Origin of the sequence: Chthoniobacter sp. (assembly GCF_040003245.1) — a bacterium.
GTDB lineage: Bacteria > Verrucomicrobiota > Verrucomicrobiia > Chthoniobacterales > Chthoniobacteraceae > Chthoniobacter.
Genome location: NZ_JBDUCX010000129.1, coordinates 1 through 18,794, shown reverse-complemented (window position 1 = coordinate 18,794; position 18,794 = coordinate 1). Strand labels below are relative to the sequence as shown.

The 18,794-nt window shown below is 63.1% G+C and carries 13 protein-coding genes; 5 read left to right on the top strand and 8 right to left on the bottom strand.

Annotation, left to right across the window (positions count from 1 at the left end):
- Window positions 1–17: 17 nt before the first annotated feature.
- The 7 genes from ABJF10_RS17870 to ABJF10_RS17840 form a co-directional block, all read right to left on the bottom strand.
- Window positions 18–2,738: a right-handed parallel beta-helix repeat-containing protein gene (locus ABJF10_RS17870; RefSeq protein ID WP_348545956.1), complete on the bottom strand. Its 2,721-nt coding sequence runs from the start codon at window positions 2,736–2,738 to the stop codon at window positions 18–20.
- A 732-nt stretch (window positions 2,739–3,470) separates the two neighbouring features.
- Window positions 3,471–4,511, bottom strand: coding sequence for an anthranilate phosphoribosyltransferase (gene trpD, locus ABJF10_RS17865; protein ID WP_348545955.1), 1,041 nt, complete (start codon window positions 4,509–4,511; stop codon window positions 3,471–3,473).
- Entirely contained in the window at window positions 4,508–5,611 is a 1,104-nt protein-coding gene (locus ABJF10_RS17860; protein WP_348545954.1) for a zinc ribbon domain-containing protein, read from the bottom strand. The genes trpD and ABJF10_RS17860 overlap by 4 nt, the downstream gene beginning before the upstream one ends.
- A 9-nt stretch (window positions 5,612–5,620) precedes the next feature.
- Window positions 5,621–5,938 carry a hypothetical protein gene (locus ABJF10_RS17855; protein ID WP_348545953.1) on the bottom strand — a complete coding sequence of 106 codons (318 nt, stop codon included), beginning with the start codon at window positions 5,936–5,938 and terminating at the stop codon, window positions 5,621–5,623.
- A 10-nt stretch (window positions 5,939–5,948) separates the two neighbouring features.
- Window positions 5,949–7,067 (bottom strand): SPFH and helix-turn-helix domain-containing protein, encoded by a 1,119-nt coding sequence (locus ABJF10_RS17850; protein WP_348545952.1) that lies wholly within the window; start codon window positions 7,065–7,067, stop codon window positions 5,949–5,951.
- Window positions 7,068–7,299: 232 nt separating this feature from the next.
- The gene (locus tag ABJF10_RS17845; RefSeq protein ID WP_348545951.1) at window positions 7,300–10,506 is read right to left on the bottom strand and encodes a c-type cytochrome; all 3,207 of its coding nucleotides are present in this window, start codon (window positions 10,504–10,506) and stop codon (window positions 7,300–7,302) included.
- A 46-nt stretch (window positions 10,507–10,552) separates the two neighbouring features.
- Window positions 10,553–11,200, bottom strand: a complete 648-nt coding sequence (locus tag ABJF10_RS17840; protein WP_348545950.1) for a hypothetical protein — start codon at window positions 11,198–11,200, stop codon at window positions 10,553–10,555.
- Between the two features lie 234 nt (window positions 11,201–11,434).
- Here ABJF10_RS17840 and ABJF10_RS17835 point away from each other — a divergent pair, with 234 nt between their 5' ends.
- The 3 genes from ABJF10_RS17835 to ABJF10_RS17825 all read left to right on the top strand — a co-directional run bounded on the left by ABJF10_RS17835 (window position 11,435) and on the right by ABJF10_RS17825 (window position 16,233).
- Window positions 11,435–14,188 carry a 2-oxoglutarate dehydrogenase E1 component gene (locus tag ABJF10_RS17835; RefSeq protein WP_348545949.1) on the top strand — a complete coding sequence of 918 codons (2,754 nt, stop codon included), beginning with the start codon at window positions 11,435–11,437 and terminating at the stop codon, window positions 14,186–14,188.
- 91 nt (window positions 14,189–14,279) lie between these two features.
- Window positions 14,280–15,455 carry a 2-oxoglutarate dehydrogenase complex dihydrolipoyllysine-residue succinyltransferase gene (odhB, locus tag ABJF10_RS17830; protein ID WP_348545948.1) on the top strand — a complete coding sequence of 392 codons (1,176 nt, stop codon included), beginning with the start codon at window positions 14,280–14,282 and terminating at the stop codon, window positions 15,453–15,455.
- A gap of 34 nt (window positions 15,456–15,489) precedes the next feature.
- Window positions 15,490–16,233, top strand: coding sequence for an LssY C-terminal domain-containing protein (locus ABJF10_RS17825; RefSeq protein WP_348545947.1), 744 nt, complete (start codon window positions 15,490–15,492; stop codon window positions 16,231–16,233).
- A 21-nt stretch (window positions 16,234–16,254) separates the two neighbouring features.
- Here the strand turns inward: ABJF10_RS17825 and ABJF10_RS17820 are convergent, their stop codons facing one another.
- Entirely contained in the window at window positions 16,255–17,040 is a 786-nt protein-coding gene (locus tag ABJF10_RS17820; RefSeq protein WP_348545946.1) for a sugar phosphate isomerase/epimerase family protein, read from the bottom strand.
- Window positions 17,041–17,145: 105 nt separating this feature from the next.
- Between ABJF10_RS17820 and ilvN the strand changes: the two genes are divergently transcribed.
- Entirely contained in the window at window positions 17,146–17,625 is a 480-nt protein-coding gene (ilvN, locus tag ABJF10_RS17815; protein WP_348545945.1) for an acetolactate synthase small subunit, read from the top strand.
- A gap of 104 nt (window positions 17,626–17,729) precedes the next feature.
- Window positions 17,730–18,749: a ketol-acid reductoisomerase gene (gene ilvC / locus ABJF10_RS17810; RefSeq protein WP_348545944.1), complete on the top strand. Its 1,020-nt coding sequence runs from the start codon at window positions 17,730–17,732 to the stop codon at window positions 18,747–18,749.
- Window positions 18,750–18,794: the final 45 nt, after the last annotated feature.

Below are 18,794 nucleotides of genomic sequence, written 5' to 3'. Positions count from 1 at the left end.
GCCTCGCGGAAGCGACGTCATGGCGCGATGGGATGTTCGCGGGCGCCTTCGGCTTCCACGATGGGCCAGGTGGCGCGGTCGGGGCTGGCGTAAGGGCCCATTTTCTCGACCGGGATCGGCTGGAAACCCAGCGCCCAGGCGGGTGAATCCGGCGCGAGCCGGTAGTCGTCCTTTTCGGGCGCGAGGAATTTTGGATCGGCGATGATGCTGTGCTGGTCGCCGAGCGCCTGCCAGCTCTGCCATTCGTCGAGCGACTCGGTTTCCTCGAGCGCGACATCGGCGGCGTAGAGCGCGCCTTTTTCCGCGGCCCAATCGAGGCGCACGCGGAAGTTCTTCATCTTCTCATGCCAGCCTTTTTCGCCCTTGGCGGGAATGCTGAAGGCGAATTCGAAATCCTGCCATGCCGGGGTGATTTTCGCCTCCGAGGGAGAACTCGCCCAAAAGTGCGCCGGCTGTCCGTCCGTCGCCGGCAGGAAGAACTGCAGCATGAGCGACGCCTTGGCGTTCTCCTGGTCGGTGCGCAGCCGCGCGTGCAGCCGGTAGGCCCCGCCAGGCTTCAACTCCACGTCGTGACTCACGACGATGGGATAGTTGTCCCGCTTCTTTTCGTGATTGTAGGCGGCGTCGATGCGCAGCGACTGCGCGCCGTTGTCCTCGGTGACGCCCGCAGTGCCACCGGGCGTGTGAATCTGCCACTGCCAATCTTTCGGCAGCGCGTTCGGGCCGCCGTCCTGGAAGCTGGGATTGGGTGCGAGATTGCCGCTGATCACCTTCCCCGCCTTATGCTGACCGGTCTTGAGCGGCAGGCCATCGTGCCAGTAGAGGTTGCGGTCGAACTGGTTCCGCGCGGGATTGAAATTGACGACGTTCAACGCCTTCGCCTCGGGGTTTTTCCACGCGATGATGTTGCGGGTGAAGATGTCGCCGGACATCACGCGGCCTTCGCTGTCGGGGATCTTTTCCGGGGGCACATCCATGCCGCGCAGGCCTTTCCACGCCGGTAGATTGGCGACCGCCTCATAGCCCTTCTCCATCTGCGGCAGGGTGGTTTCCCAGAAGCGTTGTTTCACCGTCCAGCCGTTGAATTCCCACTGCCGCATCCCGCCCTCGACGAAGATATTGTTCTCCACGCGGCAATCGCGGGCGCTATGCCCGTGGATGCACGAGCGGCCGCAGCGGGCGACGATGTTGCCGGTCACATCCACGCCGCCGGAATTGTCATCGAGGTAAATGCCCCACGCGAAGTAGGGCGAAGTCCACTTGCCGTTCCAGCCGAAGCCGAGCACGTCGTGGATGAAATTGTAGCGGATGACGGTGCCGCGCGGGGTGAGCCAGTCGCGCCCGCCGCAATAAGTCGCGCCCACGTCCTCGGTTTCCAGCGCGAGGTGGCGGAGGTGATTGTACTCGAGAAGGTGATTGTTCCCGCCGAATTGGATGGCGAAGCGCGGGGTGTCGTGGATGAGGCAGTGCGAGACGCGCTGGCCGACGCCGCTGAGGGCCACCCCCACACCCTGCTTGTAGAAAACGCCGACGTGATGGATGTAGCAGTTGTCCACGAAATTGCCGGCGTTGGTGAGCGTCGGCCGGTCGCCGCCGCTGAGGCTCACGCCGTTGCTGCCCGTCTGGGAAATGTCGCAACCGACGACGCCATTGTCCGTGCCTTCGCGGACGCTGATGCCGGTGCCGCTGAAGTCGCCGACGTTGCGCACCGTGCAGCCGACCACGCGGCAATGATTCGCCTTCGTCAGCACCACGGCGCTGCCATCGGCGCATTCGAGGGTGAAGCCGCGCAGGGTGACGTAATTGGCGTTCTCGATGGCGATGATGTCACGCGTGGTCGGGGCGTAGACCGGGGCGCTGTCAATCGCCGCGGGCGGCTTGAAATAGAGCGTCCACGTCTGGCGATCGAGGTACCACTCGCCCGGTGCGTCGAGGTCCTCCAGCGCGCCCTGGAAATAGAAGCGGTCGTTGGCGCGCATCGCGTAGCTGCCATCCTTGGCGGTGGTGACGGTGTGCTTTTCGGCGTCCACGCTTTTCACGCGCAGGATGTCGTTCCACCAGTTGTAGCGCGGGAAGACGAAGACCTCCACGTCCTCGGGCCTGGCCCAGGTGCGCCAGTCTTGGGGCTTCACGAGCAAGGTGTGCTTGTCCTCGCCTTCCTTGTCGGCATACATCGGCCACATCTCGCCATCCGCGTAGGCCCAGCCGCCACCGTAGGGATTCTGCGGATCGTAGTTCGGGTAACGGGCGAGGATCTGGCGCTGGCCGCCGAAGAAGAGCTGCTTGAAGGCGGCGCCTTTGAAGCCCTGCATGCGCACATCGGTTTGGAGGATGCCGTCCTTCCAGGGGTCCCAATGGCTGATCGCGAGGCCGCCGATGAGCACCGGCTTTTCGTTTTCAAAGGCGCGCCAGACGACGGGAGCCTCGGCGGTGCCGGAATCCTGGGCGTCCAGTTTCAGGCCGGCGGAGAGCTCGTAGAGGCCGGCGCGCACTTGCACGGTCATGGCGGAGGTGTCGCCGGCCTTGCGGGCGTCGCGGACGGCGTCGCGGGCTTGGCTGAGGTGGGCGAAGGGGCCGTCGGTCTTCTCGGCATTAGGGGCGGGGAGCTTGCCCGACCAGGCGTCGTCGCCGTTCGGGGCGACATACCAGTCGGTGCCGTGGGCGGTGGTGGCCGTGAGGGCGGCCAGTAGAGCGGCCTGGAGGAAAGGGATAAGGGCGAATCGACGGGGGTTGATCACGGGAGTGGGAATTTGAGAGCCTTGATTTACCTTGAGTTGCCTTGAGTTGCCTTGATCGTCGAGGGCAGATCAAGGGTGCGATTCGGTGCGAGATCGACAATGCCTTCCTTCACGGGGTCATCCTGAGCGGAGTGTAACGCAGTCGAAGGACCCCGTGGAATAACCAGCGAGGTCGCTGGTAGAGCGACGGGGTTCTTCGACTGCGTTACACTCCGCTCAGAATGACACGCGAGGAGGAGGTTCATTTCAGATGCCGCAAGGCGGGCTGTTTCATCACGAGAGCGAAAATTTGAGACTTGAGCGACCTTGACCAGCCTTGATTGGCCTTGATTGGCCTTGATTGGCCTTGATTGGCCTTGATTTCGGAGATGCAAACCAAGGGTGCAATTGAGTGCGATTCGGTGCGATTTACTCTGTTGGCGTGTTCGTTCCGAAGGATCGTTTCGGGAGAACGTTCCAAGGCAGGGGAAAAATTTGAAGCACGATTAGGCACGACCAGGCACGATTGGAGGCGATTCACTCTGGATCGGTCATGAGCAAAGGACCGCGCCGCCCGTCGCGGGGGCGTGGGGCGTTCGATATTCATGTTAAGGGCATGTGGCATCTTCATCTGCTCGTCTTCCTTCCTTCGCCGTTCCCAACCAAGGGCGTCGCCTGTTCAAGCCTGTGTCCTCCTTCCTCCTCTCATTCCGCACGCAAGGTAGCATGCCCCTAGAGAAAAGTCAAGCATTTTCAGCGACCGAAGACGGCCAGGGCCTGGAGCTTTTCCAGGGCCCGCCCGGAGTCGATCTGCTCGCGGGCCAACTCCAGGCCGGCGGAGAGATCGGGGGCGAGGCCGGTGATGACGAAGCCGGCGGCGGCGTTGAAGAGGACGATGTCGCGCTTCGGGCCGCGCTCGGTGCCGTCGACGATCGCGGTGAGGATGGCGGCGTTTTGCGCGCAGTCGCCGCCGCGCAGGTCGGCGATGGTGCAGGTGGCCAGGCCGAGCGAGGCGGGGTCGACAGTGTGTTCGCGGATGAGGCCGTCGACCAGTTCGTGGACCATGCTCGGGCCGGTGAGCGAAAGTTCATCCATGCCCTGCCCATGCACCGCCCAGGCGCGGGCGCGGCTGAGCGCGGCGAGCGCGAGGGCATACTTGGGGAGCAGCAGCGGGGAGTAAATGCCGATGAGCTGATACGGCGGACGCGCGGGATTGAGCAGCGGGCCGAGGAGATTGAAGATCGTGGGGATGCCTTGCGCGGCGAGCGTCTTGCGGACCGGGCCGATGGCCTTGAAGGCCGGGTGATAGGCGGGCGCGAAGACGAAGCCGAGGCCGTGTGACTCGACGCAGCGGCGCAGGTCTGCCGGCGCGAGATCGATCTTGATGCCGAGTTCCTCGAGCACGTCGGCGCCACCGCAGCGGCTGGTCACGGCGCGGTTGCCGTGCTTCACGACACAGGCGCCGCCGGCGGCGAGGACGAACATCGTGGTGGTGGAAATGTTGAAGAGCTCCAGCTTGTCGCCACCGGTGCCGCAGATATCGATCATCGGGCCCGGCAGTTTTTCCAGATCGAGACCGGGATCGACGGCGCGGGCGAGCAGTGCCTGCACGAAGCCGGCGATTTCCCGGGCGGTCTCACCCTTGGCGCGCAGGGCTTGCAGGAAATCCGCCTTGGCCGTGTCGGCAATGTCCGGCGAGGTCAGCGCGGCGACGGCGTGTTCGACCTGGCTCGCATCGAGATCGTGGCCGGCGCGCAACTCGGAGATGAGGTCATCCAGGGCGGCCACGGTCATTTGTGCGAGGCGGCGAGGGCCACGATGATGAGGATGACGATGAGCACGGCGAGCACCGCGAGGGTGATCTTCACCCAGCTCAACGGATGCTTGCCGGCGATGGTGCCGGTGTAGCCGTTGATGACCACCTGGTAGGTCTGCGCGCCGTAGGTGTAAGCGAGCACCCAGACGGGCACGAGGATGTGCTTGTAGGTCTGCGCGGAGTAATCGGGCATCACCTGCAGGGAGCGATAGGTGTCGCCGGGCACCTGCTGGCCGCACATCTGCTGGAGCTTGCCGTCCATGAGGGCGCGGGCGTTTTGCGCGGCGGCGCCGAGGTCGATCTGGTATTGCTCCACGACCCAGCCGCTGAGGAAGCCGGGATCGTAGGGCTTGAGATCGGAGGTGGTCGGAAAGGGCTCGATCTTGGCGAGGAGCGGCGCGGGCACGCCCTTCGAGGCGGGCACGAGTTCGTCGTCGAAGAAATGATCGAGCGAGCCGCTGCTCCACTGCCAGCGGGTGTGCTGCACTTCGCGCGACTGCTGCTTGCCGTCGGAGTCGTTGTAATACTCCGTCTCGTAATAGTGATAGCCGCTCTCCGCGGTCCACTCGGCGTGCACCTGGGCGTCGAAGGTCCAGTAGGGGAGATAAACGCCGTGCACGGTATCGGTGAGCGCGCGCGACTTGAGGGCGTCGGGCGCGAACCAGACGTTGCCGTACCATTTGCGCACGAGGTCACGGACTCCCGACTCGGGGATCTTGAATTCGAGCAGGCTTTCGGGACGGATCGGCGCCTTGATTTCCTCGAAGGGAATGAGGGCGGAGGAGCCGCAGAAGTCGCACCGCTGGGCCACGCGGGTGGGATCGAAAACGGTGATCGCCTGACAGCTCTGACACTTCACCGATTTCTTCTCCGCCTGCCAGCCGCGCTGGTCGTCGGGAATATTTTGCAGGGCCGTGGCGAGGTCGTGCTCGGCGATTTCCGCGCCCTCGGGCGGCGCGGCCATGGGAGAAACCGTGCCGCAAAACGGGCAGACGAGCGCCTGTTTGGCCGGGTTCCATTGCGCCTCGGCGCCACAAGCCGGGCAGGCAAATTTCGACCGCGCGGAAATCTCAGACATCGACGCTGCCTAGCGGAAAATGGGCGATGACTGCGGCGACAAGTCGATCGTCTGGGTCGCCGCCGGTGCCGGTGTAGCGACAGGTGCGGGAGTGGCCGGTGCCGGTACGACCGGGATCGGCGTGGTGAGAGCGGGGGTGGCCGCGGCGCGCGGGTCGGGGGTCGACGGAGACGGCGTTTCCATGAACTGGGTCTGTGCCTTGACCGGTGGGAGCGGTCCCCCTTGCTTGGGTGCGAGCAAATAGCCGACGATCATCATGAGCATCATGCCGATGATGGCGACGATGAGGGCGACCTCGAGGATGGTAAAGGCGCGGGTGCGTGGCATGGCGGGACGTTCAGCTCTGGAGAAACTGATCCAGCGCGGCCTTGGTGATGCGCCAGGTCGAGCCGATCTTCTTGCCCTTCAAGTCGCCGCCTTCGAGCGATTGGACGACATCGGCTTCACTTACGCCGAGGATCTTGGCGGCGTCGGCGGGACTCATCAACTCGGACGGTGATACGGCGGCCGGAATCGGGGGTGGGGTGCCGCCGGCCGGAGCCGGGGGAGCCCAGGCGGGAATGGGTGGGGGTGCGGCAGGAGGGGTGGCTTGCGCACCGAGCACGCCGCCTTGCTGCTGCACCATCTGCTGGGCCATGGCCATGCCCACGGCCATTTCGGTGGCGAAGCCACCGGCGCCGCCGCCCTGGCCGCTGCCCATGCCCTGGGCCATTTGGAATTTCACGTAATCGTTGAGGTTGCCGACCGCGGCCATCGACGAACGCTTGTCGATCGCCTGCTCGACTTCCGGCGGGAGGCTGACGTTTTCGAGGATGAAGCTGGTCATCTCCAGGCCGTACTTGGAGGTCACCACGGGATTGATGAGCGGGAGCAGCGCGGCGCCCACTTCCTGGTAGCGCGCGGCGACGTCGAGCACCGGGATTTTGGCCTGGGCGAGCGCTTCGCTGAAGAGGCTGACGATACGCGAGCGCATGGTGTCGGCGAATTCATCGAGGCGGAAATGCTGGTCGCTGCCGGCCACTTCCTTGAGGAAGAGCTTCGGGTCGGTGATGCGAAAATCGTAGGTGCCGAAGGCGCGGGCGCGCACGATGCCGAAGTCGGCATCGCGCATCATCACGGGATTCGAGGTGCCCCATTTGTTGCCGGTGAAAAGGCGGGTGTTGAGGTAATACACGTCCGCCTTGAAGGGAGAACCGAAGCCGTATTTCCAGCCCTGGAGCTTGGTGAGGACCGGGATGTTGTCGGTGGTCAGCGTGTATTTGCCGGGGGCGAAGGTGTCGCCGAACTGGCCGACGTAGACGAACTGCACGGTCTGCGATTCGCGGACGATGAGCTGGGCGCCGTTCTTGATGTTCTTGTCCTCGTCGGGCCAGCGATAGCTGAGGGTGTCGCGCGAGTCATCGGTCCATTCGATGATCTCGATGAGTTCGCCTTTGATGAAGTCCATGAGGCCCATAGTGTGTGAGTCCTTTCTGCGAGGGTGGTGAAGGGTGAGCGAGAGAAAATAGCGGACGGCGGGCTGGGGTCAAAGCGTATCGCGCATTGCGAGACTGGGAGGACGGAATTTTACCGCCGAGGCGCGGAGACGCAGAGAAATACAGAGACAGGTGGGATAAGCCTCTCTGAACTTCTCCGCGCCTCTGCGTCTCGGCGGTTTCAAATGGATTGCCGCAGCGAAAAGCGGGTGGCTACTTCGCGGCGCGCAGGCTCTCCAGCCAGGCGAGCAGGTTCTGGAGATCGGCGGGGGTGAAGGAGTTGAGGAGGCCTTCGGGCATGATGGAGACGTCGCGCTTGCCGCGCTCGGTGATATCGGCTTTTTCGAGGGTCATGGCCTGGCCGGCGATGTTGCGGACGTCGACGCTGTCGCCGCCTTCGCGGGTGACGAAGCCTTCGATCTGCTCGCCTTTCTTCGTCTTGAACCACTGGCTCTCGAAGCCTTGGGCGATCTTGGCGCTGGGCTTGAGGATTGATTCGGTGAGGGCGGCGCGGTCGTAGATTTTCACCACGGCGCCGAGGATCGGGCCTTTGGGCGGTTCGTCGGCGTTGATGGTGTGGCAGGCGATGCAGCCGGCCTTGAGGAACATCTGCTGGCCTTCCTTGGCGTCGCCGCCTTTTTGCACGGCGGCGAAGAGCGCGTCGTACTTCATCGAGCCGATGATCTGCGTCGGTGCGCCGGTGTCCTTGAGGCCGAGCTTCTGGTAGGCGAAGAGCGCGGCTTCGGCGACGGCGTTGTTGGGATTGTTGAGGTTCGCTTTCACCTGCTCGGCGAAAGGCTTGGCGCCGGTGCGGGCGATGGCGGTGAGCAGGGCGGCGGCGGTCTCTGGTTTGTCGAAGCTCTTCGTCACGGCATTCTTCGCGGCTTCGCGTTCATTGTCCCGGCCCACGCGGCCGGTGGCGAGATTGACCAGCACGATCGCGGCAAGCTGGCGCTTGGCGGCGTCGGTGCCGTGGAGGAAGCGGCTGTAGTCGCCGACCCATTTGGCGTTGTGACCGCCGCGGCTGAAATCTTCGAAGACCTGCGTGAGCTTCGCGTCCGGCAGGTCGTGGCCGGCCAGCGGGGCGAAGGCCTCGACGGCGCCGGGGAAGACGCCGCCGTTTTCCGCATTGGCGACAAAGATGCGCAGGGCGCGGACGCGCAGTTCCGGCGCTTCCTGGTCGTTGCCGGTGATTTCCTGGAGTGCCTTGATCGCCTCCGGGGGCATGGACTTGTCGTTGCGCACCATGCCCTCGATGGCGGTGAGCTTGGCGGGCGTGTCGCTGCCGGCCTTGGCGAGCATCAGTTCCACCAAGCCGGGGAAGGCGACCTTGCATTGATACATACGGGCGACGAGCCACTTCGAATCGTCGGCGTTGGAAGCGTCGAGCGCGGTCTTGAGCGCGGCGCTAATTTTGTCCGTCTCGCTCCAGGCGATGGGCTGATAGACCGGGCCGGTGGTGTCGGGCCGGGTGCTCCACCAGACCTTTGGGTCTTCGTAAGGCGCGTCCTGATTGGCGAGGCGGCAGAGGGCGTTGAGGATGCCGCGGCGCAGTTCGCCTTGCGCGCCGGGGAGACGCTGGATGAGGCCGTCGACAACCGTCGGTTCGTAGATGCCGTAGAGCGCCTTGAGCGCGCCGGGCTTCACTTTTTCATCGGCCGAATCGAGCGCGGTGAGGCAGACCTGTGAAGCCTTCAATTCGCGCAGGGCGCGAAAGGCGAGGTGGTCGATGATCGGGTCTTCGTCGGCGACCAGCGGGAGGATGGCTTGGGCGGCATCGACCTTGTGCAAACGGCGCAGGGCGACGAGTGCCGCCATGCGGTTACGCGGGTTTTTGTTGGTGAGATACGGCGTGAAAATGTCCGAGGGCACTTCCTCCGGCTTGTCCGCATAATCGGCCATGGCGCGGAGGACGAACTCCACCAGGTCTGCATGCTTGAGCAGCAGGAGGGGCGCAGCCGGGCCTCCGGGGCTCACCTTGTGTTTCATTTGCACGGCGGTGTAGAGCGCGGCGACGCGTTGCTCGGTGGTGAGGGGAAGCTTTTCATTGCCCATCGCCATGCCGAGCATCAGGCCGATGTTGGCCGCCTTGTCGGCGTCCTTCGCCCGGCGGACGAACTCCCGCTGGGCGGCCTGGCGCAAGACGTTGCTGTCGGAGAACAACGCGCCCAGCACTGCATCGTCCCCGCCCGTGGCGAGGTCCGGCACGGTGACGGCGGGCTGGCCCTTTTTCACGACGCGCAGCACATAGCCGGCGAAGGGGCCGTTGAAGTTGAAGGTCGCACCTTCCCAACTGGTGATGTAGAGGCGGCTGCTCGCGTCGACGTCCATGTCGGTGGGGCGGGTGAGGGTGAGCCACTTTTTCTGCGGCGTGGCCGGGCGGAGATAGGCGGGCTTGGGATCGTTGGTCGTGGCGTTGTTGAGCTTGAAGCCCGCGCCGTTGGGCACGAGATCGTCGTGATAGAAGATGCCGCCCACGCCCCATTCCACGGTGAAGAGGCCCTTGGGGAGGCCGGGTTCATCGAGCCAGAGCGAGCCGCAGGGGCTGCCGCCGCCGAAGTCGGCCAGCGTGTCGATCATGTCCTCGCCGAAATTCTTGAATAAAAACGGATAGCCCATGTGCGCGCCGGGCGGATGGAAGCTGAGGCGGTCGTTCCAGCCGCCGCCGTCGTTGGTGTTGTCGCGGGTGAAGATGTCGAGCGTGGGCGAGACGGCGACGTCGTAGATATTGCGCGTGCCTTCCACGACGAGCTCGAGGCCGGTGCCGTCGGGACGAATGCGGACGACGCCGCCGCCGCGATGGGTGAGCGTGGTGCCGTCCTTGCCCCTGGCGTTGATGCAGCCGTAGTCGCCCATGGCGATGTAGATGAAGCCGTCGATGGCGAGGCGGCAGCCGTTGGTGGTGTGATCGGCGCCGCGGAAGCCGAGGTCGAAGCCGAGCCCGGTGAGAATGTCTTCCTGGCGGTCGGCTTGGCCATCGCCATCGTCATCGTAATAGGCGGTGAGATTCGGCGGGTGCATGACGTAGAGCACGCCGGGGCCGTTGCCTTTCGGGCCGTCCCAGATCACGCCGCGCGGGCTCTCGACTTCGCAGAACGTCTTGAACTCGTCGGCGTGGCCGTCGCCTTTCGTATCGCGCATCCGCACGACGCGGCCATGCGCTTTGCCGGGTTCATTGCGGTCGCGGCCGAGGGAGCCGTTTTCATCGATGGCGACGAAGATCGTGCCATCGACCGCGGCGCTGACCGAGGTGGGGTAGCCACCCTGCGGGGGCTTGGCGAAGACCGTGGCTTCGTAGCCCTCGGGCAGGGTTACCGTCTTGAGGATCTCCGCTTCCGTGCGCTCCGGGAGTTTTTGCGCCCGGGCCGGGAGGGCGAGGGCGATGCCGCAGAGAAAGAGAAGAGCGAAGCGGTGGGACATAGCCCCAAATCATTCCGCGTTCGCCGTTTCCTTAGCCAGATTTGTTTTACGGGGTGATGGTCACCGACTTCACGAGGAGGGAGCCGTGGCCCGGGGCGGCGAGGATGTGAAAGTTCACCTCCTGGCCTCCGCCGACATCTTTCCACGCGACTTTCATCTTCTGCCAGTCGCCGCCCGGCTTCACGGTCTGCAGCTTGTACATGTAATTGTCCTTCTTATCGAGGCGCATCAGCAGGTCGATCTTGGGATGGACCAGCGCGCTCCAGTAATAGAAGGAGCCCGAGCCCCACGTGATCTCGCGATCAAAGACCGTGGCTTTGTCGTTCAGGGCGAAATCCGCGGACGCCTTGTAGGTGATCTCCGCATTCATCGCGTCCATCTCCTTGGCGGTCTTGAACTTCTGGAAGAAATCCGCGAATTGCGTGGTCTTGAGTTTGATCTCGATGACCGGGATGTTCTTGGGCTTCTCGGCGGGCGTTGACCCGGGAGGGGGCAGCAGGCTGCTCGATTTGGAATCGTCGGTCGGTGAGAGGGTGCCATCCGGCTTCAAGAACATGGCGAGGCCGTCGCCCATCCATTTCGATTTCCCTTTGGCGAAGTCGCCGTTTTCCAGTCCTTCGGCGAAGGCAGTGGTCGTTGCACCCGCCAGCACGATGCCGCCGGCTACCAGTAAACCGCGAAGGAATGAATGCATAGTTCGAGGGCTGAACGGGAGGTTATGGAATGTGATACGCAGTTGCACGTTCATTCCATACGGAAACCCCACGGGATGTTACCGGCCAGGCGAAATATCCATTTCTTCAACGCCTCGAAAAGGGCTTGTCGCGCACTGAAGCCGTTTTCAATTATCAGTTTCGCTTATTATTGAGAATTTCGTTTGGTGACCGCTGGGGCTGTGCTTAAGTTCCAACCCCACTTTCCAATTACAATGGCTATTTCGTTCGCGAATCGTTTCAACGCCGACCTGCTGGACCAAAATTACGAGCGGTGGCGCAAGGATCCGGCTTCGGTCGACTCCACCTGGTCCGCCTTTTTCGAGGGGTTTGAGCTCGGCTCGGTGCAGCCGAAAAATGGGGCCGTAGCGACGCAAAATGGCGCGGTGCCGGCGACGTCCACGGATTCTCCGCTGCAAACGCGCGTCGATGGCCTCGTCTACGCCTATCGCACGCTCGGTCACACCATCGCCAATCTCGATCCGCTGGCCCACGAGCGCCCGACGAATCCGCTGCTGAGCCTGCGCGAACTGGGCTTCGACGAAAAGGACCTGGATCTCACCGTCGGCTCGAAATTCCTGCTCGGCGGGAAGCGCATGAAGCTGCGCGAGATGATCGGCGAACTCGAGCGCATTTATTGCGGGCCGCTCGGTGCGGAGTTCATGCACATCCAGAATCCGCGGGTGCGCAACTGGCTTCGGGACAAGATCGAGAGCCGGACGGCCGAGGCGAGCGTGTCGCCGGAAGTGAAGCGCCGCATTCTGCGCCAGCTCGTGAAAGTGGAGAGCTTCGAGCATTTCCTGCACACGAAATACCAGGGGCAAAAGCGCTTTTCGCTGGAAGGCGGCGAGTCGCTCATCACCGCCCTCTACGGCATTCTCGAATCCTGCCCGCCGAGCGGCGTGGAGGAAATTTGCATGGGCATGGCCCATCGCGGGCGGCTGAGCGTGATCGCGGAATTCCTGCGCAAGCCGTACCGGCTGATGTTCGCGGAGTTCTCGGAGAACTACATTCGCAACACGACCGACGGGGATGGCGACGTGAAGTATCATCTCGGCTACATGACCACGCGGAAGCTGAAGATCGGTGGCGAAGTGGAAGTGCGGCTTTCGGCGAACCCGAGCCATCTCGAGGCGGTGAATCCGGTGGTGATGGGGATGACCCGCGCGCGCCAGCGCATCCGCAAGGACACCGACGATCGCAAAAAGGTGATCTCCGTGCTCATCCATGGCGATGCCGCCTTTGCCGGGCAGGGCATCATCGCGGAGACGCTGAACATGTCGCAGCTCCAGGGCTACCGCATCGGCGGCACGATCCATCTCATCGTGAACAACCAGATCGGGTTCACCACGCTGCCGGCGGATGCGCGCTCCACGACTTACTGCTCCGACGTGGCCAAGATGATCGAGGCGCCGATTTTCCATGTGAATGGCGACAACCCGCTCGCCGTGCGCTGGGTCTCGGAGCTCGCCCTGGAATTTCGCCAGACTTTCAAGCGCGACGTCGTCGTCGATATTTTCTGCTACCGCCGGTTCGGCCACAATGAAGCGGATGATCCCGTCTCGACGCAGCCGACGATGTATGCGGACATCACCACGCACCCGAGTGTGGGTACGCTCTTCGAGAAGAAGCTCGTTTCCGAAGGCGTGCTCACGCAGACGGAGGCGGATGCGCTCGACAAGGAAATGGAAGAGCGGCACGAGAAGGCGCTGGCCATCGTGAAAGCGGCCGAGAAGGACCAGACGATCAACAGCTTCAGCGGCTCCACCGCCGCCCCGCAAGCGCCCTACACGCACGACCCGGTCGAGACCGCTGTCTCGAAGGAGAACCTCGCGAAGATCGTGAAGGCGCTGACGACCGTGCCCGATGGCTTCACCATCCAGCCCAAGCTGAGGAGCTTCCTGCTCGAGAAGCGGGCGAAGGCGTGGGCGAACGGCGGCCCGTTCGACTGGGCCTACGGCGAGGCGCTGGCCATGGGTTCGCTGCTGCTCGAGGGCATCCCCGTGCGCCTCAGCGGACAGGATGCGCGCCGCGGCACCTTCAGCCAGCGGAATTCGTATCTCTACGATCAGAAAACGCGCGAGCGCTATTGCCCGCTCAAGCACATCACCCCGGAGCAGGCGCAGGTGTGCATCTACAATTCGCTGCTCAGCGAGGCCGGCGTGCTGGGCTTTGACTACGGCTATTCGCTCAATTTCCCGAATCTGCTCTGCATGTGGGAGGCGCAGTTCGGCGACTTTGCGAATGGCGCGCAGGTCATCATCGACCAGTTCATCTCCTCCGCGGAATCGAAGTGGCAGCGGCCGAGCGGCCTCACGCTGCTGCTGCCGCACGGCTACGAAGGCCAGGGGCCGGAGCATTCCTCCGCGCGTCTCGAGCGCTTCCTCCAGCTCTGCGCCGAGGACAACATGCAGGTCTGCAATCTCACCACGCCCGCGCAGTATTTCCATGTGTTGCGCCGGCAGATGAAGCGGCCTTTCCGCAAGCCGCTCATCCTGATGACGCCGAAGTCGATGCTGCGTCTCGAGGCTGCGGCCTCGAAGGTGGAGGACTTCACCAATGACCGCTTCCACGAGATCCTTCCCGGGCCGCTGCTCGACAAGCCGGAGAGGATCAAGCGCGTGATCCTTTGTACGGGCAAGGTCTACTACGACCTGTTGAAATTCCGCGACGAAAACAAGATCACCAGCACCGCGATCATCCGGGTCGAGCAGCTTTACCCGCTCGACGAAGCGCAGCTCAAGGCCGCAGTCACGCAGTTCCCGAATGGGAAGACCATCGTCTGGTGCCAGGAGGAATCGCAGAACATGGGCGCATGGAATTACATCGCGTGGCAGTTGCGCCGGCTGCTCGAAACTTCCGTCTGGTATGCGGGCCGCGGCGCCAGCGCCAGCCCGGCGGTCGGCTCGCTGGCCGCGCATCGCAAGGAACAACAACTCATCATCCAGGACGCCTTCACTCTCGGCTGACAGGAATTCAGATTGCGGAAGGAGGAACGCGGAATGTAAGACTCCGCTCCGCCCTCTTCCGCATTCCGGCTTCCGCACTCGCATCTCTCTCATGTCTCTCGAAATCAAAATCCCCGCCGTCGGCGAATCGATCACCAGCGGTCTCCTTTCCGTGTGGCACAAGAATGATGGCGATATCGTGCAAGCGGGCGAAGCGCTCTTCACCCTCGAGACCGATAAAGTCTCGACCGAAATCACCGCGGAAAAGACCGGCACGTTGCGCGTGAAAGCGCCCGCCGGTGCGGAGGTCAAGATTGGCGAAGTCGTCGGCTCGATCGAACCGGCGGACGCGGCCGCCTCCACCAAGACCGCCGAGCAGGTGCCGGACGATAAATCGGATGCGCGGCAGACTCGCGAGCAAGTGGAACCGCCGGCGGTCGTCATGCCCAAAACGCCGACGGTCTCGATGCCGAAACAGGCCTCGTCGGGTCCCGTTGAGCAGACGTCGGCCCCGAGCATTTCCGAGGCGGTGGCCTCGGCCAATGTTTCGCTGGCCGTGCTTTCGGAAAATGTGCCCCCGGTGACCGAGGGCCGCAGCACACGGAAGAAGCTTTCGCCGTTGCGGCGCAAGATCGCGCAGCAACTCGTGATGGCCCAGCACACCGCCGCCATCCTCACGACCTTCAACGAGTGCGACATGAGCGCGGTGATGAAGCTGCGCTCCAGCCAGCAGGAGGCGTTCACCAAGGAGCACGGCATCAAGCTGGGCTTCATGTCGTTCTTCATCAAGGCGACGGTGAGCGCGCTGAAGGCCAATCCCGCGGTCAATGGACGCATGGATGGGGACGATTTCGTGCAGAACCACTACTACGATGTCGGCGTGGCCGTCGGCACCGAGCGCGGGTTGGTCGTGCCGGTCGTCCGCGATGCGGACCAGAAAACTTTCGCGCAGATCGAGCGTGATCTCGCGGAATATGCGGCCAAGGCGCGCGAAGGCAAAATCAAGATCGAGGACCTGCAGGGTGGCGTTTTCACGATCAGTAATGGCGGCATCTACGGTTCGCTGCTCAGCACGCCGATCCTCAATCCGCCGCAGTCCGGCATCCTCGGCATGCACAAGATCCAGGAACGCCCGATTGCGGAGAAGGGGCAGGTCGTCATCCGCCCGATGATGTATCTCGCGCTGAGCTACGATCATCGCGTGGTCGATGGCAAGGAAGCCGTTACCTTCCTCGTGCGCGTGAAAGATTGCATCGAAAATCCCGCGCGGTTGCTGCTGGATTTGTAAGTGGCGGGCGCGCGGTGAGCCGCTCGTCATTCCCATGCCGAAGCCTCTCACCTCCTTCATCGAGCGCTGTGGGAACTGGCTGATCGTCTCCCTCATCCTGTGGCTGACCGTGGCCTATTTCGCACTGCCGATGTGGTGGAAGCGGCACGAATCCAGGCATCCGGCGCTCGATAACGCGCCGCATATCACCGTGACGGGCGCGCACATTCCCGGTGATCCGCTGAATCTTTCGTTGATCGGGGTCGAAAGCGATGTGACGTCCGCGTTGGTCGCGGCCGGTTGGTATTCGGCGGATGCGATCACGATTCGCAGCAGCCTGCATATCGCGGAGAGCACGATTTTTCACCGGCCGTACCTGGACGCGCCGGTCAGCAATCTCTTCCTCTTCGGCCACAAGGAAGACCTGGCCTTTGAAAAACCCGCCGGGCGTGATCCGCGCGAGCGCCATCACGTGCGGTTTTGGAAAGCCCCGGAACTGGATGCGCAGGGCCGCCCGTGCTGGTTGGGCGCCGTGACCTTCGACCGCAGTGTGGGCTTCAGCCACACCACGGGACAGATCACGCATCACATCGCGTCGGACATCGACGCGGAGCGTGACGGGTTGGTCGCTGATCTCCAGCGCGTCGGGAGGGTGGAAACGCTCGACTGGAAGAACGACTTCCAGCCCGAAAGCGAAGGCCGCAACGGTGGCGGCGATCGCTGGCAGACGGACCGGCGCATGGCAGTGGTGATCCTGCGGCCGGCAGCCGGCCCTGCTGCGGCTGCAGGACCAAAGTGAGGGCTCAGGAGCCGGCGAAATTCAATTCAATCCCGCATCCGCCATCTGCGCCCGCAGCGCCTTGAGCGCCAGCGCCGGCTGCGTGTTCACGTCCTGCCACTCCGGCTCGATCACGAGGGTCTTGTCGTAGCCCGCCTTCTTCAGCGCACGCAGATATGGGCGTAGGTCGTAATCGGTCGTCCCCGGGATCGCCCGGCCTTTGATTTCCGAAACGTGTACGTGCTCGAGAATATCCGCGAAGCGTTCGATCTCCGACGGCGCTTCCCCCTCAATATCCATGTGAAAATTATCCGCCAGCAGCCGCACGCTGGGGTGGCCCACGCTATTCACGATGTCCGCACCATCGGCCAGCGACATGATGAAATTCGAATCCACGCGGCACACCGGTTCGATGACGATCAACACGCCATGCCGCTCCGCGAGTGGCGCGTAGCTGGCCACGGCCCGCAGAAATTGCTCGCGCGCCTGCTCCTTGGAAAACCCCTCCGGCACGCGCCGTGCGCCGCCACTGCCCCAGACAATCGTCTTCACGCCCACTTCTTCCGCCCGGCGAAACACCGATTCACCCCACCGCTGCAGCCGCGCTTCATCCACCACTGGTCCCACCGGTTTCAGATCCGCCGGCAGGAGCCGGTTGGCCGCCGCGACCGGCTTGGCCAGCGAGCGCACGATGGCCAGGCGCTCGCGGAAGGCCGCCTCGTCCTCCTCGGGCACGAGCAGGGTCTGCACGTTTTCCTCCACGAAATCGAAAGGTTGATCGGCAAAGGCCGCGCCGTGTTTGATGTCGATATAGAGGCCGAGTTTCATGGGTAAAATGGGGTGGAGGGGCAGTGCAACCGGCCCAGCCCGGGGCGTCAACTTTAAGTTTGACTCACCCGCAGACCGCGCCGAGACTCCGCGCCCTTTCTTTTTATGCGTCACACGATCTCCGTCCTCGTCGAAAACAAGTTCGGCGTGCTCACCCGCATCGCCGGGATGTTCAGCGGACGCGGCTTCAACATCGATACGTTGAACGTCGGCCCTACGCTCGATCCATCCACATCCCGGATGACGATCGTCGTCAACGGCGACGACACGGTGCTCGAGCAGGTCACGAAGCAGCTCAACAAGTTGATCGACGTCATCCATATCGACGACTTCCACGACGACGAAGTGGTCGAGCGCGAACTGCTGCTCATGCGCGTGACCGTGACCCCGGCCAACCGCACGGAAGTCATGCAGCTCTGCGACATCTTCCGCGCGAAAATCGTGGACGTGCAGCACGAAGTGCTCGGCATCGAAGTGACCGGCAACGAATCGAAGATCGAGAAATTCCTCATGCTCATGGGCAAATTCGGCATCTCCGAGCTCTCGCGCACCGGTCGCGTCGCCCTCGCCCGCAAACCCAACTGACCCGAAGTTTGAGGTTTGATGGATGAAGTTCGATTCGTCCTTCCGCCCTCTCATCTTCAATCAAACTTCAAACCTCGCACCTCAAACATCCAAATATCCCCGTCATGGCTAAAGTATACACCGACAAAGACGCCGACTTCTCCATCTTCAAAGGCAAGACCCTCGCCGTCCTTGGCTTCGGTTCCCAAGGTCACGCCCACGCGCTGAACCTCAAGGAATCCGGCGCCAAGGTCATCATCGGCCTCTATCCGGAATCGAAGTCGATCGCCGTCGCGAAGGAAAAGGGCTTCGAAGTCTACGAAACCGGTGAAGCGGTGAAGCGGGCCGACGTCATTTTCATCGCGCTGCCCGACACCAAGCAGGCCGCCGCTTTCGAGAAGGACATCCGCCCCAATCTCACCAAGGGCAAGACGCTCCTCTTCAGCCACGGCTTCGCCATTCATTTCAAGACCGTCGTTCCGCCGAAGAACGTGAACGTGATCATGGTCGCGCCGAAAGGCCCCGGCCACATCGTGCGCCGCCAGTACACCGAAAGCAAAGGTGTCCCCGCATTGATCGCCGTTTATCAAGGCGGCAAGGAAGCCAAGAAGATCGCCCTGGCCTGGGCGAAGGGCATTGGCGGCACCCGCGCCGGCGTCATCGAGACCGATTTCAAGGAAGAGACCGAGACCGATCTTTTCGGCGAACAAACCGTCCTCTGCGGCGGCACCACCGCGCTGGTCCAGGCCGGATTCGAAGTGCTCGTCGAGGCCGGTTACTCGCCCGAGATGGCCTATTTCGAGTGCCTCCACGAGCTCAAGCTCATCGTCGACCTGATGAATGAAAAAGGCATCGCTGGCATGCGCTTCTCGATCTCCGAGACGGCCAAGTGGGGCGATGTCTCCGTCGGCCCGAAGATCATCGACGCCGGCGTGAAGAAGCGCATGAAAGCCGCGCTCAAGGACATTCAATCCGGCAAGTTTGCCCGCGAATGGGTCAAGGAATACAAGGGCGGCTACAAGAAGTACAACGCCCTCCTCAAGAAGGGCGAGAAGCACGGCATCGAGAAGACGGGCGAAAAGCTCCGCTCGCTCATGCCCTGGATGCCCAAGCGCTCGATCAAGGGCGTGCAGGCCTCTTACTAAGCGAAACTCACTTTCAGAATTCCCTACAAAGAGCGCCGTCAGGAA